Here is a 15,386-nt window from a genome sequence, read left to right on the forward strand (position 1 = left end):
ATCGGGCAAGAAGCCAACGCGGCGGCACTTCGGCGGCGCTAGCGCCTACAGCCGCTGCTCGCCGCGCAGCAGCGGATACGGGTTGAGCGATTCGCCTTTCCACCACTGCTTTTCCGGGCCAAGCCGGTGCACTTCGAAATGCAGGTGCGGCGCGCCAGGATCGGCATTGCCGGTGCTGCCGACATAGCCGAGCACCTGGCCGCGGCGGATCGGCTGCTTTTCCGCCAGCCCGTCGGCATAGCGTTGCAAGTGCGCGTAGTAGTACGCATAGCGGCCGCTGGGTTCGAACTGGTACACGGTGAGGCCGCCGCGCTCGCTGTCGAACAGCTTTTCCACGCTGCCGTCGGCCGCCGCCAGCACCGGCGTGCCGGCCGGCGCCAGGATGTCGATCGCATCGTGGCGGCGGCCCTGGCTGCGGGCGTCGGTGAAGGTGTCCTGCAACTGGTCGCCGGTCACGCCCTGCACCGGGATCAGCAGGTCGGCGCCGTTATTCGCCGGTGCGGCTGCCGCTGCGGTCGCGGCGGGTGGCGTTGGCGGTGTGACCTCTGCGGTGGGCGCAGACGCGGGGATAGTCGCCGCCGGTGGCGCCTGCGCCGCTGCCGGCGCAGCAGCAGGCGTCACCGTGGGCGTGGCAGTCGCTGTCTCGCCGCTGGCCGCGGCGGCCGCTACCGCGCTCGGCCTGACCTGCACGCCATCGCGCAGCATCCAATAGCCCAGCGCGACTGCCACCGCCAGCAACGCCAGGCTCGGCAGCGTCTTCATGCGCTCACTCCTGCATGGTCACCGGCACCGACGCGTTCACCGCGGCGGCGACGGTCAGCGCATCCCAGTTGGTCAGGCGCACGCAACCATGCGATTGCGCCTTGCCGACCCGCGATGGCTCCGGCGTGCCGTGCAGGCCGTAGTGGTCCTTGGACAGATCGATCCACACTTCGCCGACCGGATTGTTCGGGCCTGCGGCCAGCGTGGCCTTCTTGGTGGATTGGTCGGCGTCCCAGAACAGCTTGGGGTTGTAGTGGTAGGTCGGGTGCCGCGCCACGCCCTTGATCTTCCAGTCGCCGATCGGCAGCGGATCGTGTTCGCTGCCCGTGGACGCGGGAAACTGGGCCAGGATCGCGCCGTTGGCGTCGAGCAGGCGCACGGTGGAGTCGGACTTGTCGACGACCAGCTTGGCCGCCTTCGGCAGTGCGGGCGTGCCGAGGACGTTCGGTACCTGCACGCTGGCGCCGGCCTGGCCGAGATCGATCGACGGGTTGAGCGCCTGCAGCAACGCAGGCGCGGCATGGAAGCGTTCGCCCAGGCGCTCCTGCACCGATTCGTAGCCCAGCGCCGGCAGCTTGGCTTTTTCCTCGGTGTTCTTGGGAATCTTGGGGAATGGCCCGGCGACGTCCTCGGCGGTGAGCGTGTAGGCGACCAGTGCGGGTGCGGCGTCCTGCGCCAGCGCTTGCCAGGTGGCCGCGTCGAGTTCGCCGTTGACGGGCAGTCCGCGGGCGCTCTGGAAGCCGGAGACGGCGCGGCGCTGGTTGGACCCAGGCTGGCCGTCGATTTCGCCCGGCGAAAAGTGCGCGCGATCCAGCAGGACCTGCGCGCGCAGCGGCGAACGCTCGCCGCTGTCAGGCGCCGCTGCGGCGTGTGCGGGCGGCTGTGCCGAGGCAATGCCGCCCGCGCTGGCGAACAGCACGGCGAGGCAGGCGAGTGGAAGCGAAAGACGGGACATCGGCGACTCCGGAATGAATGGCCGTCACCATGCCCATGCGCCGCGAGTAGCGGCGTGAAATGGCTGGCTCCCCGCTGACTGGGAATGCGGGCGACAGTGCCACGGCCGCATCTGTGCCGCAGTCGGGAGCGACGCCGCCACGCCTCCGGCGCGATGCACCGGAGGCTGGCCTGCCGTCAGTAGGTGTAGCCCAGGGTCAGCATGTACACCCGCCCGGTTTCGACGTAGGCGCCGTCGGCACCGGGGTCGTAGGCCATGTAGCGGGTGGACTTGCCCTGGGTTTCGTAGAACGTCGCCGCATTGAGCAGGTTCTTGGCCGACACGCCCACGTCGATGCCGTGCGGCAGATGGTAGGTCGCGTTGAAATCCAGCGACTTCACCGGCTGCAGGTAGTAGTTGAGCCGGTCGCTGGTCAGGCCGAGCAACTGCAGGCCGGTGTAGTTGTAGCTCAGGTCGGCGCGCAGTTTGCTGTCGTCGTAGAACAGGTCCAGGTTGTAGATGCGCTGCGGCGCGCGCGGCAACCAGGTGCGGTCCGGTTGGTCGGCACGTTTGCTGTCGGCTTCGCTGTGCTGGAGCGTGAGGTTGGCGGTGACGCCGACATTGCTCCAGATGCCCGGCAGATCCTGCAGGCGCTTGCTCGCGGCCAGTTCCAGGCCGTACAGCTTGGCGCTGCCGCCGTTCTGCGGCATGGTCACCGGCACGCCGTTCTCGAACGTGGTGCCGGTGGGAACCAGGCCGCCGAGCGTGTTGTCGTTGCTGGTGGCCGATTGCGAGGTATAGATGAAGCCGCTGATGCGCTTGTAGTAGGTCGCAGCGCTGAGCACGCCGCCATTGTGGTCGTAGAACTCCGCGGACAGGTCGGCGTTGTCGGCCTTGCTCGGATTGAGGTCCGGATTGGGCTTGGAAATGCCCAGCACCGTGTTGTTGGGGGCGATGGTGTAGACCGTCTCGCCGGAGATCAGGCCGAACGCCGGGCGGCTGAAGCTGCGGCGCAGCGAGGCGCGGTAGACGGTGAGGTCGTCCGGGCGATAGTTGAGGCTGATGCCGGGCAACACTTCGCCATAGGTCCGGCCGTTGCTGACGAACTGGCCATTGCTGCCGTCGCCGCTGGATTGCCAGGAATCGGCCGAATAGCGGGTCAGTTCGTAGCGCACGCCGGGCAGCACGGTCACCGCGCCGAAGTGCAGCGTGGCCATCGCGTAACCGGAATAGATCGCTTCGGTGCTGGAGGTGGTGTTGGCGTTGTAGTCGTTGGCGGTATAGACCCCCGCGCCCTTGGGATCGTTGACGTACTTGTAGGGCAGCGCCTGCGCCAGCATCCAGTTGCGGTCCAGGATTTTGAACGGACCGGCGTAGTGACCGTCGAAGGCGCCGGAGGTCGTGCGCCCGGGGATCGCGCTCAGCGGCGGGCCGCCGGCGGTGGGGAAGGCGTAGTTGGGTCCGCCAAAGTAAGGACCGTTGGACAGGAAGTTGCCGTCCTTGTGGAAGAACGGATGATCGTAGGCGCCGCGGTCGGCGTGGTCGGCGGCCAGGCCGACCTTGACGCTGTCCAGCACGTCGCCGTCCACGCGGTAGCTGATGTCCGTATGCGCATTGAGGCGGTTGTCGTGGCTGCCGGCGTCATGGCCCTGCACCTTCCACAGCAACGACGAATCCAGGTTGTAGAAGTAGTTCTTCAGTGCGTCGGAACTCGGTCCGATGCCCGGATAGGTTGGATCGCTGAGGTCGAAGGCGAAGCTGCCTGGGGTGAAGCCGTACAGGCTGGCGGAGATGTAATCGGGCCGGCTACGGGTGCCGCGACCGAACGAACTGCCGTAGTCGAAGTGCAGCCGGTCCAGCGTGGTTTGGCCGCCCAGTTGCAGTGTCGCCAGCTTTTCTTCGATGTCGTGCGTATTGAAGTAGCCGCCGCGCACCGCGGTAGGCTGGTTCAGATAGGTTTCCAGGCGTGCGCTGGACTGGTCCTGCTGCCCGGTCACAGCGTAGCTGCCGTAGATGGCGCGCGCGTACAGCGCACTGTGCTCGCCCTGCCAATCGAGCGCGAGATTGCCGCCATAGCGTTCGATCTGGCTGGTGTAGACGCTGTACTTGTAGCGCGTGCTGACCAGCGGGCCGACATCGCGCAGGTCGCTGGCGTTGGCTTGCGCCGGATCCAGCGGCACGTACTTGCTGTTGGGCGCAGGCGCCTGCGCCATGTTGTTGTTCTTGCCGTAGTAGGCAGAGGCATACAGGCCGAACGCCTGGTTGTCGCCGAACTTCCAGGCCAGTTCCTGCTGCAGCGTGCCGCCCATGTCCTTGCCGCCCAGGTCCGAGGCGAGTTCGCTGAACTGGCCCTGCGCGGTGGTCTTGCCGTGGAAATCGCCGTCGAAGTCGAACGCGCTGGGGGTGCGCATGTCGATGGCGCCGCCGACCGCATCGCCGGGCATGTCCGGCGTCGGCGCCTTGGACACCTGCACCGACTGGATGCCGAACGGGGCCAGCATGTTCAATGAGATCGCGCGCGTGGACGAGTCGGTCTCGGGCATGCCGAAGCCGTTGAGGGTGTAGGCGTTGTAGCTGGCGTCCATGCCGCGGATGCTGACGTAGGCGTTCTCGCCGGTGGTGGCCTGGCCCAGGTGCATGTCGCTGTAGGCCGACAAACCTGGCATATGCGCGACGACATCGGCGATGCCCGCCGACGGAACGGCATCGAGCTGCTGTTTGTCCATCACGCTGTTGACGCTGGCGGACAGGCGCTGCTCGTTGATCGAGCCGGGCGCCGGTGCCTGATCGGCCTGCACATTGACCGAATCCAGGGTGGTGGTGCGCTCGTTGAGCGCGTCCGCGAACGCGGGCGTGGACAGCGTGAGGGCAAGGGCGATGGCGCAGGTGAGGCGATCGATGGGACGGGTGTGCTGCATGCTGGGAACTCGCGGTTGGTAAGCAGGTGTACCCGGCCCCCGGACACGCGGGTGCAGGCGATGACATCGCCCATGCCTTCCATTGCGACAGGTGAGTGGAGGTGTGGTTTGCTGCCGGGCTGCGGCAGCGGTGCGGCTCAATGCGCCAGAACGGTGCCGTTACAACTCGCCTCGGGGAACAGCGGATTGCAGCGGGCGACGGCATCGCCGTCGAAGCGCACCACGTAGCCGGAGCTGGCCGGTTCGTGATTGGGGAAATCGGTGCTGAGCAACTGCGCGCCGCTGGCCAACATGCTGTCGCGGCGCGCGGTGTCGTTGCGCGCAGCCTCCTTCAGGTCGGCATCGGTGCGCGTGCGCACCAGGTATCCGGCCTTCACCAGCTGCGCGATGTCCTCGGCGCTGCCGTCGTTGCGTTCGGTGAACGCTGCATCGTCTTCGCCCGGAGCCGCATTGGTGAAGCACATGCGGCCGCGCAGCGACGGATGGCCGGGCAGGTAGCTGAGGCCGGCTGAGCGTTGATCGAGCAGGAACACGACCTTGCCGCGCGCATCGTCCAGCGACGGCCAGCCATGGTCGAGGATGGCGGCATTGAGCGAGGACGCATCGCCGCGGACCTGGTCGGGACTCAGATATTCGCCGGGCTTGAATACCGAGCGCAGTTCCGCGTCCAGCGCATCCATCGCCTCGGTGCCGAAGGGTTCGGGCTGCACCGTGGCGAAGTCCAGTTGCAACGGCGATTGCTTGGTCTCCAGCAGGACGAACACCGGCACATGCCCGGGATGCTGCCGCGACCACGCGCGCACTTCCTGCAGGCAGGCCCGCAGCGGCTGGCAGGTGCTGCGCTGGTCCAGGTCCTGCACATGCATGACCTTGAATCCGGGTTTTTCCATCACCCCTGGCGCGGCAATCGCCGGCGCCGGCGGCAATCCGGCCTTGGCGATCCGATCGACGATCGCCGGATGCGCGTAGCGGCCGCCCTTGGCATCGGCATAGATGTCCAGTTCGATCTGCCTGACGCCGTCGTCGAGCTGTTGCGTCAGCGGCGGATGGCGGTAGTCCAGCAGCGCGAACATTGCCGGATCCATCCGTTGCCACAGCGCGGCCTCGCTGGATGCGAAACCGGCGTGGTAGCTGTTGTGGCTGCCGATGTACTGCAACTCGTTGAGCCGCGGTGCGGCGTGCAGCGCGAGAGGTGCGATCGTCAACATCGCCAGCAGTGCGCGTTGGGTGCGTTGCAGGCGCGTGGCAGGTTGGAGGGCGGGGCAGGCCGTTTCCAGCGCCGGGGAGACAGATGAACAGGAGCGCATGCGGCAAAGTCGAAGAACGTGGTGCGACCATCATCAAGCGTCAGCTTGACGCGCGTCTTTCCAGATTATTGCTGCATTGCGTCACGTATTGCGACCGACGCGCGTCAAGCGACAGCGTGCGACGCAGAACGCGATGCGCCGACCTCGGCACTGGCCGCGCCGTGCCGCTGCGGTGCGGTTCTCAGGGCGATCTGGTCTGGCGCAGGGCGTAGGCCAGCAGGCGCGCCTCTACGCGCGCGCCGATGCCGTGTGGCGCATCCAGCGCCATGCGTTGCAGGCAGGCCGGATCGCCGGCCTGCCGCGACAGCAGCGCGCGCGCCACGGTGACGAGCTTGCTGCCGGTGCCGGCGGTATGGCGCTTGAGCCAGGCCAGTGCGCGCAGCAGGCGCTGTTCGACCTCGCTGAAGTCGCTGCCCAGCGGATAGTCGGGCAGGGTGCCATCGGTGCGGAACGGAGCCAGCGCGGCGCGCACGCGTTCGGCGCGGTTGCGCTGCCACGGCGCTGGCGCGACGAAATCGGCAGCGAGCTTGCGCGCGCGTTTGGCCTGCTGCAGCAGCGCGGGTTGGAACGCGGCATCGGCGATGCCGGTCATCGCCACGAGGCAGTCCTCGTCGGTCATGCCGCGCAGGTCGGCGATGCCGTATTCGTTGAGGTAGAGGTCGCGCAGGTGGCGCGGGATGGTGGTGTGGGGATAGTTCCAGCGAAGGTTGGACTGCGGCGTCGTCGGCGCCTCGCCGCGGGTGGCACGGAACATCAGCACGCTGCGCGCGTCGTCCAGCGCGTGCGCCATCGCCACGAAGTTGTATTGGCCGCCCACGCCTGACACCACGCGGCCGTCGTCCAGCGCGTCGGACACCGCCGCACCCAGCACGGTGGCCATCATGCACGAGTTGAAGAAGCGCGCCTCGCGCCGTTGCAGGCGGCGCAAGCGCTCGTCGCCATAAAGCTGGTTGATCGCGCTGATCCGGTGCATGCCGATGCCGGCGCGCGCCTGCGCCGGTATCTCGCGCAGCCAGGCGTAGAACTCGGGCGAGCCGAGGTAGAAGGCGCCCTGCAGGTATTCGCCATCGCGCTGCAGCCGGGCCTGGTCGTCGGCATCGGCGCTGCCGTCGGCCACGCGCTGCATCAGTTCGGCGTCGTCGAGCACCTTGCGCTTGATCACGCCGCACTGGACCAGCTGACGGAAGCCTTCGTTGAGCATCTCGCTGCAGCCGAACAGGCCGATCGAGAACGGTGCGAGTCCTCCGCATTCCTGGACTGCAGGATGCGTTTCCAGTTCCGGATCGAGCGCCGCCAGCACCTGCCGGTAGCGCGCATTGTCGGTATGCCGCAGCACCAGCGCATGGCACAGCGCATCGGCCAGCGTGCCGATGCCGATCTGCAGCGTGCCGCCATCGCGCACCAGCGCGCTGGCATACAGGCCGATGGCGTAGTCGGCATCGGCCACCGGTTGCCGCGGCAGTCCGAACAGGCGCGGATACGGACCCGGCGGGGTCACCACCACGTCGAAGAACGACGGCGCCACCGCCGCGTTGCCGCCGATCCACGGCAGCTGCGGATCGACCTCGGCGACCAGCAGCGGCCGCGGCAGGCCGCGCCGGCGCACCGCGTCCAGCGTGTCCTGGGTGATGTCGTTGTTGCACGAGAACGACAGGCGCGTGCCGTCGGGCTCGCGCGCCACCTTCTGCACGATCAGGTTGGGCGCGCGCTGCGCCACCGCATCGGCCGCATGCGTGTAGTTGAGGCTGGTGTAGTTGCGCTGCGCCTGCGCCGAATGCAGCAGCGCGCCGGACTGCATGTAGAACTCTTCCACCTGGATGTGCGCCGGCAACGCATCGCGCTGCAGGGCTTGCACGTATTTGAGCGCCGGGAAATCTTCGCCGAAATGGCGCTGCACGAACGGACGCACGAAGCGGCCTTCCAGCCCGCCGCCGGGCGCCGGCGGGTTCAGCGACAGCGCGGTGTAGAGCTGCATCGGCCGCTGCGGATCGGCGGCGACGCGGTCGTACAGCGCGTTGAGCAGGCGGTGCGGCTTGCCGATGCCCAGCGGTGCGCCGATGCGCAGTGGGCCTGGGATGCGCTGCAGGATCCGCTCGGCAGCGGCGTCGAGGTCTTCGAGGTGGTCGGTCATCGGCATAGCTTAGGCGTGTCATCCATTCCCGAGTAGCCCGCGTTGGGTCTGTGCAGGCAGTCGGCCAAGGTGGTGTTGGTGGTCAGGCAAGTCGCGGGGTGCGGCCTGGCGGCCTGCCAGGACCGCAGTGCCGTTCCCGCGCGTACCCGGGACCGCGGCATCTCGCGCTACAGCATCTCCGGCTTGAACAACCGCCGCCGCGAGACTTCCGCCCCGGACAGCATGAACTTGCCGTCGCCGCGGTAGTGCAGGGTCTTGGGTAGTTTCGGCGACGTGGCGACGTGCGCTTTGACCACTTCCCAGATGAACAGATTGTGCCGGGCGATCTGGCCGCCGTCGTGCAGGCGGCACTCGAAGCTTGCGTAGCACTCGGCGATCGACGGCGCATCGACACAGGTGCCGGCCACCGCGGTCAGACCGAAGTGGGCGAACTTGTCGAGTTGCGCGCCGCTGCTGTTGCCGATGCCGACCACGGTGTCGAGCAGGTCCGCGGTCGGCAGGTTGATCGTGCATTGCTTGCTGCGCCGGACCAGCTCGAAGCTGTGGTTGGCGCTGGAGATGCAGCATGCGATCAGCGACGGCGAGAACTCCAGCACCATGTGCCAGCCCATGGTCATGATGTCGCGTTGCCCTTTCCATGCCGAACCGACCAACACCACCGGGCCGGGTTCCAGGAACCGGCGCACCTGGTCGAGCGGGAAATCGTGCTTGCGGTAGCGGCGCATGGCGGCGGCCTGGCTGCGAGTGCGATGGCGCACAGTCTGGCCATCGGCGGTGAACGTGGTGTCGGTGCGCTATTCCAGCTGGTGGATCGTGTCGGCGATGCGTTCCACTTCCTCGGCCTGGTGGCTGACGTAGAGCATCGGCAGGCGTACTTCGTCGCGCACGCGCTGCAGGTACAGGATCAGTTCGCTGCGGCGTTGCGCGTCCAGCGCCGACAGCGGTTCGTCGAACAGCAGGATCGCCGGCTGCGACAGCAGCGCACGGCCGATCGCCACGCGCTGCGCTTCGCCGCCGGACAGGTTGCCCGGGCGCCGCGCCAGCAGCGGCGCGATGCCGAGCAGCTCCACCACCGCCTCGAAGCCGAAGCGCTCGGCCTGGCCGCGGCCATGGCGGCCGTAGCCGAGGTTGCGGCGTACATCCATGTGCGGGAACAGCCGCGCGTCCTGGAACACGTAGCCGATGCGGCGCCGGTGGGTGGGCACGTCGATGCCGGCGGCGCTGTCGTAGAGCACGCGCTCGTCGATGACGATGCGTCCGCTGCGTGGCCGCAATACCCCGGCGATGGCGTTGAGCATGCTGGTCTTGCCGGCGCCGGACGGGCCGACCAGCGCGACCACGCGCGCGCTTTCCTCGACCCGCAAGCGGCGCTGGAAGCGGCCGCGCTGGACGTCGATATCGATGCTCAGCATCGGCGCATGCTCGCATCGTGCGGCGAATGCGGTGCGCCATGGAAGTGCGCTCCGGACCGATCGCGCGCATCGGGGCGGAGCCGGCTCATGCGTTCGCCTCCGGCCCGCGCTGGCGCCGCACCAGCCATTCGGACAGCAGCAGCGCGGCCAGCGAGATCGCCAGGGCCACCGCCGCCAACCGCCAGATCCCCGCTTCGCCGCCGGGCACCTGCAACAGGCCGTAGATCGCCGACGACAGGGTCTGGGTTTCCCCGGGGATATTCGACACGAAGGTGATGGTGGCGCCGAATTCGCCCAGCGCCTTGGCGAAGGCGAGCGCGGTGCCGGCGACCAGTCCCGGCCAGGCCAGCGGCAGGGTGATGCTGAAGAACACCCGCCATGGCCCGGCGCCTAGCGTGGCCGCGGCCGCCTCCAGGCGTCGGTCGGTGGATTCCAGCGCCAAACGGATCGCGCGCACCATCAGCGGGAAGCCCATCACCGCGCTGGCCAGCGCCGCGCCGGCCCAGCGGAACGCGAACTGCACGCCCAGGTGCTCGAGCAGCCAGGCGCCGACCGGCCCCTGCGTGCCGAACACGATCAGCAACGCATAGCCGGTGACGATCGGCGGCATCACCAGCGGCAGATGCAGCACCGCATCCAGCAGCGACTTGCCGGGGAAGCGGCGCCGCGCCAGCAACCAACCGCAGGCCACGCCGAACGGCAGGCTGCCCAGCGCTGCGACCAGCGCGATCTTGACGCTGAGCGCGATCGCGGTCAGTTCCTGCGCGGTGAATGCGAACAACGGCGACGGCTCAGTGCGCGAGCGAGAAACCGTGGCGCTGGAAGATCGCCTGCGCCGGCGGCGTGCCCAGCCAGCGCACGAAATCGGTCGCGGCCGGATGCGTGCTGGCGCGCAGCGCCGCCACCGGATACACGATCGGCGCATGGCTATCGGCGGGGAACACCGCCACCACCCGCACCTTCGGTTCGGCCTTGGCGTCGGAGCCGTAGACGATGCCCAGCGGCGCTTCGCCGCGCGCGACCAGCATCAGCGCGGCGCGCACGCTGTCCGATTCGGCCAGGCACGCCTGCACGCCGTCCCACTGGCGGAGTGTCTGCAGCGCGGCGCGCGCGTACTTGCCGGCCGGCACGCTGGTGGTCTGGCCGACCGCGAGCCGGCCCTGCGCACCGAGCGCGGCAGCCAGCGTGCCCGGCTTGCGCAGATCGACCTTGGCGGCGCTCGACAGCGGCGCCACCAGCACCAGCGTGTTGCCGAGCAGGTTGCGGCGCTGCGCCGGATCGACCAGCTGGCGCTGCTGCAGATAGTCCATCCACTCCAGGTCGGCGGAGAAGAACACGTCCGCCGGCGCGCCTTGTTCCACCTGCCGCGCCAGCGCCGAACTGGCCGCGTACGACACCTGCAGCGGCGTGCCGCTGGACTGCTGGTAGGTGGCAGCGGCCTCGTCCAGCGACTCTTTCAGGCTGGCGGCGGCGAACACGGTCAGCGGCGTCTGCGCCAATGCCGGCGGCACGGCCATGGCGACGGCGAGCGAGAGCAGGCACAGCAGGCGGCGTAGCGAACGGGACATGGGGCGCTCCGGGGAAGCAGGGGACGGGCGGCGATCGGCTGGACCTGGCGCAGTGGCGTGCAGGCCGCTGCGATGGCAGCGCGATCATGCGCGGTACGCCCGCATCCTACCGTCTTCAGCGCCGCGCGGCGTGCAGCTCGTCGGTGCGGCCGGCCTGGATGTTGGCGCGCACGGAGGGCTGCAGCAGCCGCGGCGGCCCCAGTGTCGCGTCGCGCGCCTGCCGCAGCGCGACGAACTCCGCTTCGCCGACGCCGTCGCGCACGTGGATGTTGTCGCGGCGCTGGGCGCCGATGCTGGTTTCGCAGGCCACCGCGCGGCCGCCGGCGCCGTAGTCGTGGCAGACGAACACGCGGGTGGAGGCGGGCAGCGCGTACAGCCTGTGGATCGAGCGGAACAGCGTGGCCGCGTCGCCGCCGGGGAAATCGCAGCGTGCCGTGCCGCTGTCGGGCATGAACAGCGAATCGCCGCAAAACAGCGCATCGCCGATCAGGTAGGCGACGTTGTCCTCGGTATGTCCGGGCACCGCGATCACCTGCGCCTGCAGCGCGCCGATCGCGAAGCGCTCGCCGTCGGCGAACAGGTGGTCGAAGCCGCAGCGCGCATCGCCGTCGTCCGCGGCCAGGCCGAACTGCGGCGCGAAGCGCGCGCGTACCGCGCGGATGCCGGCGCCGATTGCCAGCGTCGCCTGCGGCCAGCGGCGCTTGAACCATTGCGCGGCGGACACGTGGTCGGCGTGGGCGTGGGTTTCCAGGATCCAGCGCAGCTGCAGGCCACGCGCGGACAGCCGCTCGGCCAGGCCCTGCACCGGCGTGTCGCGCAGCGTGGCGGTCTCCGCATCGAAGTCGAACACCGGGTCGATCACCGCGGCATCGCGGCCGTCTTCGACCACATAGCTCCAGGTGCCGGAACCGGCGTGGTGGAACGGGTGGATGTTGGGAACCTGGCTCATCGGCCTGCCTTGGCGGGGGAGGAAGGGCCGACACTGCAGTAGATGCTGTGCAAGGTGTCGAGGATGCGCTGCGCCGGGTCCGGGACCAGCGAATAGTAGATGGTCTGCCCGTCGCGGCGGGTCTGCACCAGCCCGTCCTTGCGCAGCACCGCCAGGTGCTGCGACAGCGCCGACTGGCTCAGGTCCAGACGCGTGTTGAGCTCGCCCACCGAGTGTTCGTGGTCCACCAGCAGGCACAGCAGCAACAGCCGCTTTTCGTTGCCGAGCGCCTTCAGCAGGCGTGCGGCCTCGCCGGCATGCGCGCGTATCGCGGCCGGATCCATCGCGGGTCGCAAGCGCCGTGCCATCGGACTCAGAAGGCGACCGGCAGGCCGGCGGCGGTCCAGCCGAGGAAGCCGCCGTGCAACGAGCGCACCGCGCTGTAGCCGAGTTGCTGCAGGCTCAGCGCGGCCAGCGTGGAGCGGCCGCCGCTGGCGCAGTACAGCAGGATCGGCTGCTCGCGGCGGGCCAGCGCCGGGTCGGTGTCCAGGCGGAATTCGAGGATGCCGCGCGGGATGTTGATCGCGTTGGGCAGGTGGCCGACGGCGAACTCGCCGGGTTCGCGCACATCGATGATCCACTCGCCGGGCAGCGGCGTGGCGGCCGCATCGGTGTCGACTTCGTGGATCTGCGGGCGCGCCCTGTCGACCAGGGCGTGTGCGGAGGAATGGGGCATTGGGGGGGCTCCGGTGGATGAACGGCACTCATAATATCAGTCGAATCTAATATAAGAAAAATCCAATTTATCTCGCAGCCAGCGATGCGGTCGCCGGCACCGACCGGGTTGCGTCGAACCCGCGTCCTGGAGTCGCCGCTTCACGCCGTTTGCCCTGCCGAGATCGTGCGCTGGGCGCAGGGGCATGCCGGCCAGGTCCGTCGCGCGCCGAATCCCCCCGCATTCCTGTAGGAGCGGCTTCAGCCGCGACAGACATTATCCGCAGGTACAGTAGGATCTGTCGCGGCTGAAGCCGCTCCTACAGCAGAGAGGGCACATGCCGCCGACACGGCAATGGATGCGCCACCCGCGTTGCCGTTGCGATTACTTGCCCAGCGCCGCGTTCAGCGTCGCGGCCAGATCCGCGCCACCCTGGCGCAACTGCGCTTCGGCGACCGGGCGCCAGGTCGCCACGTAGTCCGCCGGCAGCTTGGCGCCGGGCGGGTAGAAGCCCGGGCGTTGCATGATCCGGCACGAGGCTTCGGCCCAGGCCGCGGCCGGCGGCGGCAGCGCGTTGCCGGCAGGCGAGGCCGCCGGCAACGGTTGCGCCCGCAACTGCGCCAGATAGTGCGCTTCGTCCAGGCCACGGCTGCGCAGCAGGCCGCTGTCCCACAGCGCATGCAGGTTGCTGCCCTTGCCCTCGAACTGGATCTGGACGGTGTTGGCGCCCTTGTCGCGCGCATAGCCGGCGTGCAGCGGCTGCTGGATGTCGCCGGTGAAATGCACCACGAACTTCAGCGCCTCGGTCCGAGCCGCCTGCGGCTGGCTGCGGTCGGCGAGGATCGCGGCCTGGCGGTGCAGTGCCTCGACCACACAGTTGCCGTCGGGACAGTTGCGGGTTTCCTGGTAGTGGCACTGGTCTTCGCCGAGGTTGACGTAGTGCCAGCGGCCGGTGCGCTTGCCCATGTCCGGGTTGCTTTCGCGCAATTGGTCGGCCCAGTTGGCGACGCCGGCCAGGGTCGGCTCGGGTTCGCCCTGCAGCAACTGCAGCACCTGCGCGCGAGCCTGCGGAGTGAGTTGCGCCTCGGCCAGATCGGCGACCAGGCGATGGCCGAGCGGCCCCCAGGCGAAGGCGGCGGACGGCGCGACGGCCAGTGCCGCGGCGAGCGCGGCGGAAACGAAGAGAGAGGATTTCATGCGCGGATTCTAGCCGGCGCCGATGACGTTGCCATGGCCGCGTCATCGCGCCGTTGCGCAACCGCTAAGCCTTGCCCGTGCGGGGCGCGGCGTGCGGCGCGGCGGATCAGAAATACAGCAGGTAGGCGAGGCCGTAGGTGAGCGGATAGCGCCTGGCCTTGCCGAGCGTGCCGCTGTCCACGTCCACGTCGCTGCGCATGCTGGTCCAGCGCGCGTCCACGCGCAGCGCGCTGCGCTCGCCGATGGCGAAGTCCACGCCGGCATGCACTGCCGGGCCGACGCTGTCCTTGAACGTGACGTCGTCGCGGGAGAACGCGCCCTTGCCGTCGGCGCCCAGGAACGTGGTGTAGTTGAGGCCGACGCCGACGAACGGGGAGATGTCGCCGTTGCCGTTGAAGTGGTACTGCAGCGAGACCGTCGGCGACAGCGCCCAGGCGCTGCCGATATCGCCGCCCTGTTCCAGGCCGATCTTCTGCTGCCCGACCAGGGTCTGGATCTCCACGCCGAGGTTGCCGCGGAAGAAGTATTCGTAGCTGAACGAGACGGCCGGCGTGGCGTCGGCACTGAAGCGCTGCTCGCTGCCGCTGAGGGTGCCGTTCGAGGAGCCGGACACCATGCCGTGGATGCCGTAGCTGGTGGTGAAGTGGCCGGCCGACTGCGCCGCGGCGGGCAGGGCGATGGCCGCAAGGGCGGCGACGGCGAGACGGCGGAACCGGGGTGGCTTCATTGGGGACCCCGGTGACGGCGAATGGGTGGATGCGAATCCCGGTGTCGGCCCGGCGGCGACCGATCCACATCCTTGTGCAGCGTAGTCTGCCAGAGAAGCGCGGCGGCCGTGCGGCCTCAGAACCTCATCACGTAGGCCAGGCCGTACACCAGCGGATCGATGTTCGCGGTGCCCGTGCTGGCGCCGTCGACCCTGACCTTGCTGTCGATGTCGGCCCAGCGCAGGTCCACCCGCAGCGCCGATTTGTCGGTGAGCGCGACGTCCACGCCGACGTGCGCGGCCAGGCCCCAGGAATCCTCCAGCGTGAGCTTGGTGCCGGCCAGCGCGCCGCTGGTGTGCTCGCTGAAGAAGGTGGTGTAGTTGAGGCCGGCGCCGACGAACGGGGAGACCTTGCCGGCGCTGTTGAAGTGGTATTGCAGCGAGACCACCGGTGGCAGCTGCCTGGTGCTGCCGACCCTGCCGACGCCCTTGACCGCGATGTCGTGCTTGAACGGCAGCGCGGCCAGCACCTCGATGCCCAGGTCCTGGTGCACGAAGTATTCGAAGGTGACGGTCGGCTTGATGTCGCTGCCGATGCGCAGCGGCAGGGTGCCGCCGGCCAGCGTGCCGTTGTCGGACGTCGGGTTGACCTGGTGGGCGCCGATGCCCACGCTCCAGTCGCCCTGCGATTGTGCCAGCGCCGGCAGGGCGCACAGGCAAAGGGTGGCGGCCAGGCCGGACTGCAGGAGGGGGGAGATCTTGCGCATGGGGGGTCTCGGTTGTGTGTGGCCGCAGTGTCGTGCCGCTG

15 protein-coding genes are annotated in these 15,386 nt (G+C 68.9%); all 15 read right to left on the minus strand.

Annotation, left to right across the window (positions count from 1 at the left end):
* Positions 1-45: 45 nt before the first annotated feature.
* Positions 46-762 carry a M23 family metallopeptidase gene (locus ISN38_RS14690; RefSeq protein ID WP_003469528.1) on the minus strand — a complete coding sequence of 239 codons (717 nt, stop codon included), beginning with the start codon at positions 760-762 and terminating at the stop codon, positions 46-48.
* A 4-nt stretch (positions 763-766) separates the two neighbouring features.
* Complete coding sequence (locus tag ISN38_RS14695) at positions 767-1,717, minus strand: L,D-transpeptidase family protein (RefSeq protein WP_003469527.1); 951 nt, start codon at positions 1,715-1,717, stop codon at positions 767-769.
* Positions 1,718-1,893: 176 nt separating this feature from the next.
* Positions 1,894-4,614 carry a TonB-dependent receptor gene (locus tag ISN38_RS14700; RefSeq protein WP_047325223.1) on the minus strand — a complete coding sequence of 907 codons (2,721 nt, stop codon included), beginning with the start codon at positions 4,612-4,614 and terminating at the stop codon, positions 1,894-1,896.
* A 137-nt stretch (positions 4,615-4,751) separates the two neighbouring features.
* On the minus strand, positions 4,752-5,822 hold the full coding sequence (locus ISN38_RS14705; RefSeq protein WP_003469525.1) for a phosphatidylinositol-specific phospholipase C1-like protein: 1,071 nt from the start codon (positions 5,820-5,822) through the stop codon (positions 4,752-4,754).
* 280 nt (positions 5,823-6,102) lie between these two features.
* A complete protein-coding gene (locus ISN38_RS14710; RefSeq protein WP_176716940.1) occupies positions 6,103-8,052 on the minus strand; it encodes an acetyl-CoA hydrolase/transferase C-terminal domain-containing protein in 1,950 nt (649 codons plus the stop codon).
* A gap of 167 nt (positions 8,053-8,219) precedes the next feature.
* Positions 8,220-8,777, minus strand: coding sequence for a flavin reductase family protein (locus ISN38_RS14715; protein ID WP_003469523.1), 558 nt, complete (start codon positions 8,775-8,777; stop codon positions 8,220-8,222).
* Positions 8,778-8,846: 69 nt separating this feature from the next.
* Positions 8,847-9,464, minus strand: coding sequence for a molybdenum ABC transporter ATP-binding protein (locus ISN38_RS14720; protein ID WP_058358466.1), 618 nt, complete (start codon positions 9,462-9,464; stop codon positions 8,847-8,849).
* An 85-nt stretch (positions 9,465-9,549) separates the two neighbouring features.
* On the minus strand, positions 9,550-10,245 hold the full coding sequence (gene modB / locus ISN38_RS14725; RefSeq protein WP_003469520.1) for a molybdate ABC transporter permease subunit: 696 nt from the start codon (positions 10,243-10,245) through the stop codon (positions 9,550-9,552).
* 10 nt (positions 10,246-10,255) lie between these two features.
* Positions 10,256-11,032: a molybdate ABC transporter substrate-binding protein gene (gene modA, locus ISN38_RS14730; protein WP_003469518.1), complete on the minus strand. Its 777-nt coding sequence runs from the start codon at positions 11,030-11,032 to the stop codon at positions 10,256-10,258.
* Positions 11,033-11,147: 115 nt separating this feature from the next.
* Positions 11,148-11,981, minus strand: a complete 834-nt coding sequence (locus ISN38_RS14735; protein ID WP_058358464.1) for an MBL fold metallo-hydrolase — start codon at positions 11,979-11,981, stop codon at positions 11,148-11,150.
* Positions 11,978-12,328 carry an ArsR/SmtB family transcription factor gene (locus ISN38_RS14740; RefSeq protein ID WP_038238149.1) on the minus strand — a complete coding sequence of 117 codons (351 nt, stop codon included), beginning with the start codon at positions 12,326-12,328 and terminating at the stop codon, positions 11,978-11,980. Before ISN38_RS14740 ends, ISN38_RS14735 begins: the two co-directional genes overlap by 4 nt.
* Positions 12,329-12,333: 5 nt before the next feature.
* Complete coding sequence (locus ISN38_RS14745) at positions 12,334-12,696, minus strand: rhodanese-like domain-containing protein (protein ID WP_003469512.1); 363 nt, start codon at positions 12,694-12,696, stop codon at positions 12,334-12,336.
* 363 nt (positions 12,697-13,059) lie between these two features.
* A complete protein-coding gene (locus tag ISN38_RS14750) occupies positions 13,060-13,872 on the minus strand; it encodes a S1/P1 nuclease (protein WP_003469510.1) in 813 nt (270 codons plus the stop codon).
* A 106-nt stretch (positions 13,873-13,978) separates the two neighbouring features.
* Complete coding sequence (locus ISN38_RS14755; RefSeq protein WP_047325216.1) at positions 13,979-14,599, minus strand: OmpW/AlkL family protein; 621 nt, start codon at positions 14,597-14,599, stop codon at positions 13,979-13,981.
* Between the two features lie 116 nt (positions 14,600-14,715).
* On the minus strand, positions 14,716-15,345 hold the full coding sequence (locus ISN38_RS14760) for an OmpW/AlkL family protein (RefSeq protein WP_003469508.1): 630 nt from the start codon (positions 15,343-15,345) through the stop codon (positions 14,716-14,718).
* Positions 15,346-15,386: the final 41 nt, after the last annotated feature.

Origin of the sequence: Xanthomonas translucens pv. undulosa, assembly GCF_017301775.1 — a bacterium.
GTDB classification, from domain to species: Bacteria; Pseudomonadota; Gammaproteobacteria; order Xanthomonadales; family Xanthomonadaceae; genus Xanthomonas_A; species Xanthomonas_A translucens.

Coding starts and splice junctions, on each gene's coding strand:
- ISN38_RS14720 (WP_058358466.1), bottom strand. CDS start 9,464: ATGCTGAGCATCGATATCGACGTCCAGCGCGGCCGCTTCCAGCGCCGC.
- ISN38_RS14710 (WP_176716940.1), bottom strand. CDS start 8,052: ATGACCGACCACCTCGAAGACCTCGACGCCGCTGCCGAGCGGATCCTG.
- modA (WP_003469518.1), bottom strand. CDS start 11,032: ATGTCCCGTTCGCTACGCCGCCTGCTGTGCCTGCTCTCGCTCGCCGTC.
- ISN38_RS14745 (WP_003469512.1), bottom strand. CDS start 12,696: ATGCCCCATTCCTCCGCACACGCCCTGGTCGACAGGGCGCGCCCGCAG.
- ISN38_RS14695 (WP_003469527.1), bottom strand. CDS start 1,717: ATGTCCCGTCTTTCGCTTCCACTCGCCTGCCTCGCCGTGCTGTTCGCC.
- ISN38_RS14700 (WP_047325223.1), bottom strand. CDS start 4,614: ATGCAGCACACCCGTCCCATCGATCGCCTCACCTGCGCCATCGCCCTT.
- ISN38_RS14760 (WP_003469508.1), bottom strand. CDS start 15,345: ATGCGCAAGATCTCCCCCCTCCTGCAGTCCGGCCTGGCCGCCACCCTT.
- ISN38_RS14715 (WP_003469523.1), bottom strand. CDS start 8,777: ATGCGCCGCTACCGCAAGCACGATTTCCCGCTCGACCAGGTGCGCCGG.
- ISN38_RS14690 (WP_003469528.1), bottom strand. CDS start 762: ATGAAGACGCTGCCGAGCCTGGCGTTGCTGGCGGTGGCAGTCGCGCTG.
- ISN38_RS14740 (WP_038238149.1), bottom strand. CDS start 12,328: ATGGCACGGCGCTTGCGACCCGCGATGGATCCGGCCGCGATACGCGCG.
- ISN38_RS14750 (WP_003469510.1), bottom strand. CDS start 13,872: ATGAAATCCTCTCTCTTCGTTTCCGCCGCGCTCGCCGCGGCACTGGCC.
- ISN38_RS14755 (WP_047325216.1), bottom strand. CDS start 14,599: ATGAAGCCACCCCGGTTCCGCCGTCTCGCCGTCGCCGCCCTTGCGGCC.
- ISN38_RS14705 (WP_003469525.1), bottom strand. CDS start 5,822: ATGTTGACGATCGCACCTCTCGCGCTGCACGCCGCACCGCGGCTCAAC.
- ISN38_RS14735 (WP_058358464.1), bottom strand. CDS start 11,981: ATGAGCCAGGTTCCCAACATCCACCCGTTCCACCACGCCGGTTCCGGC.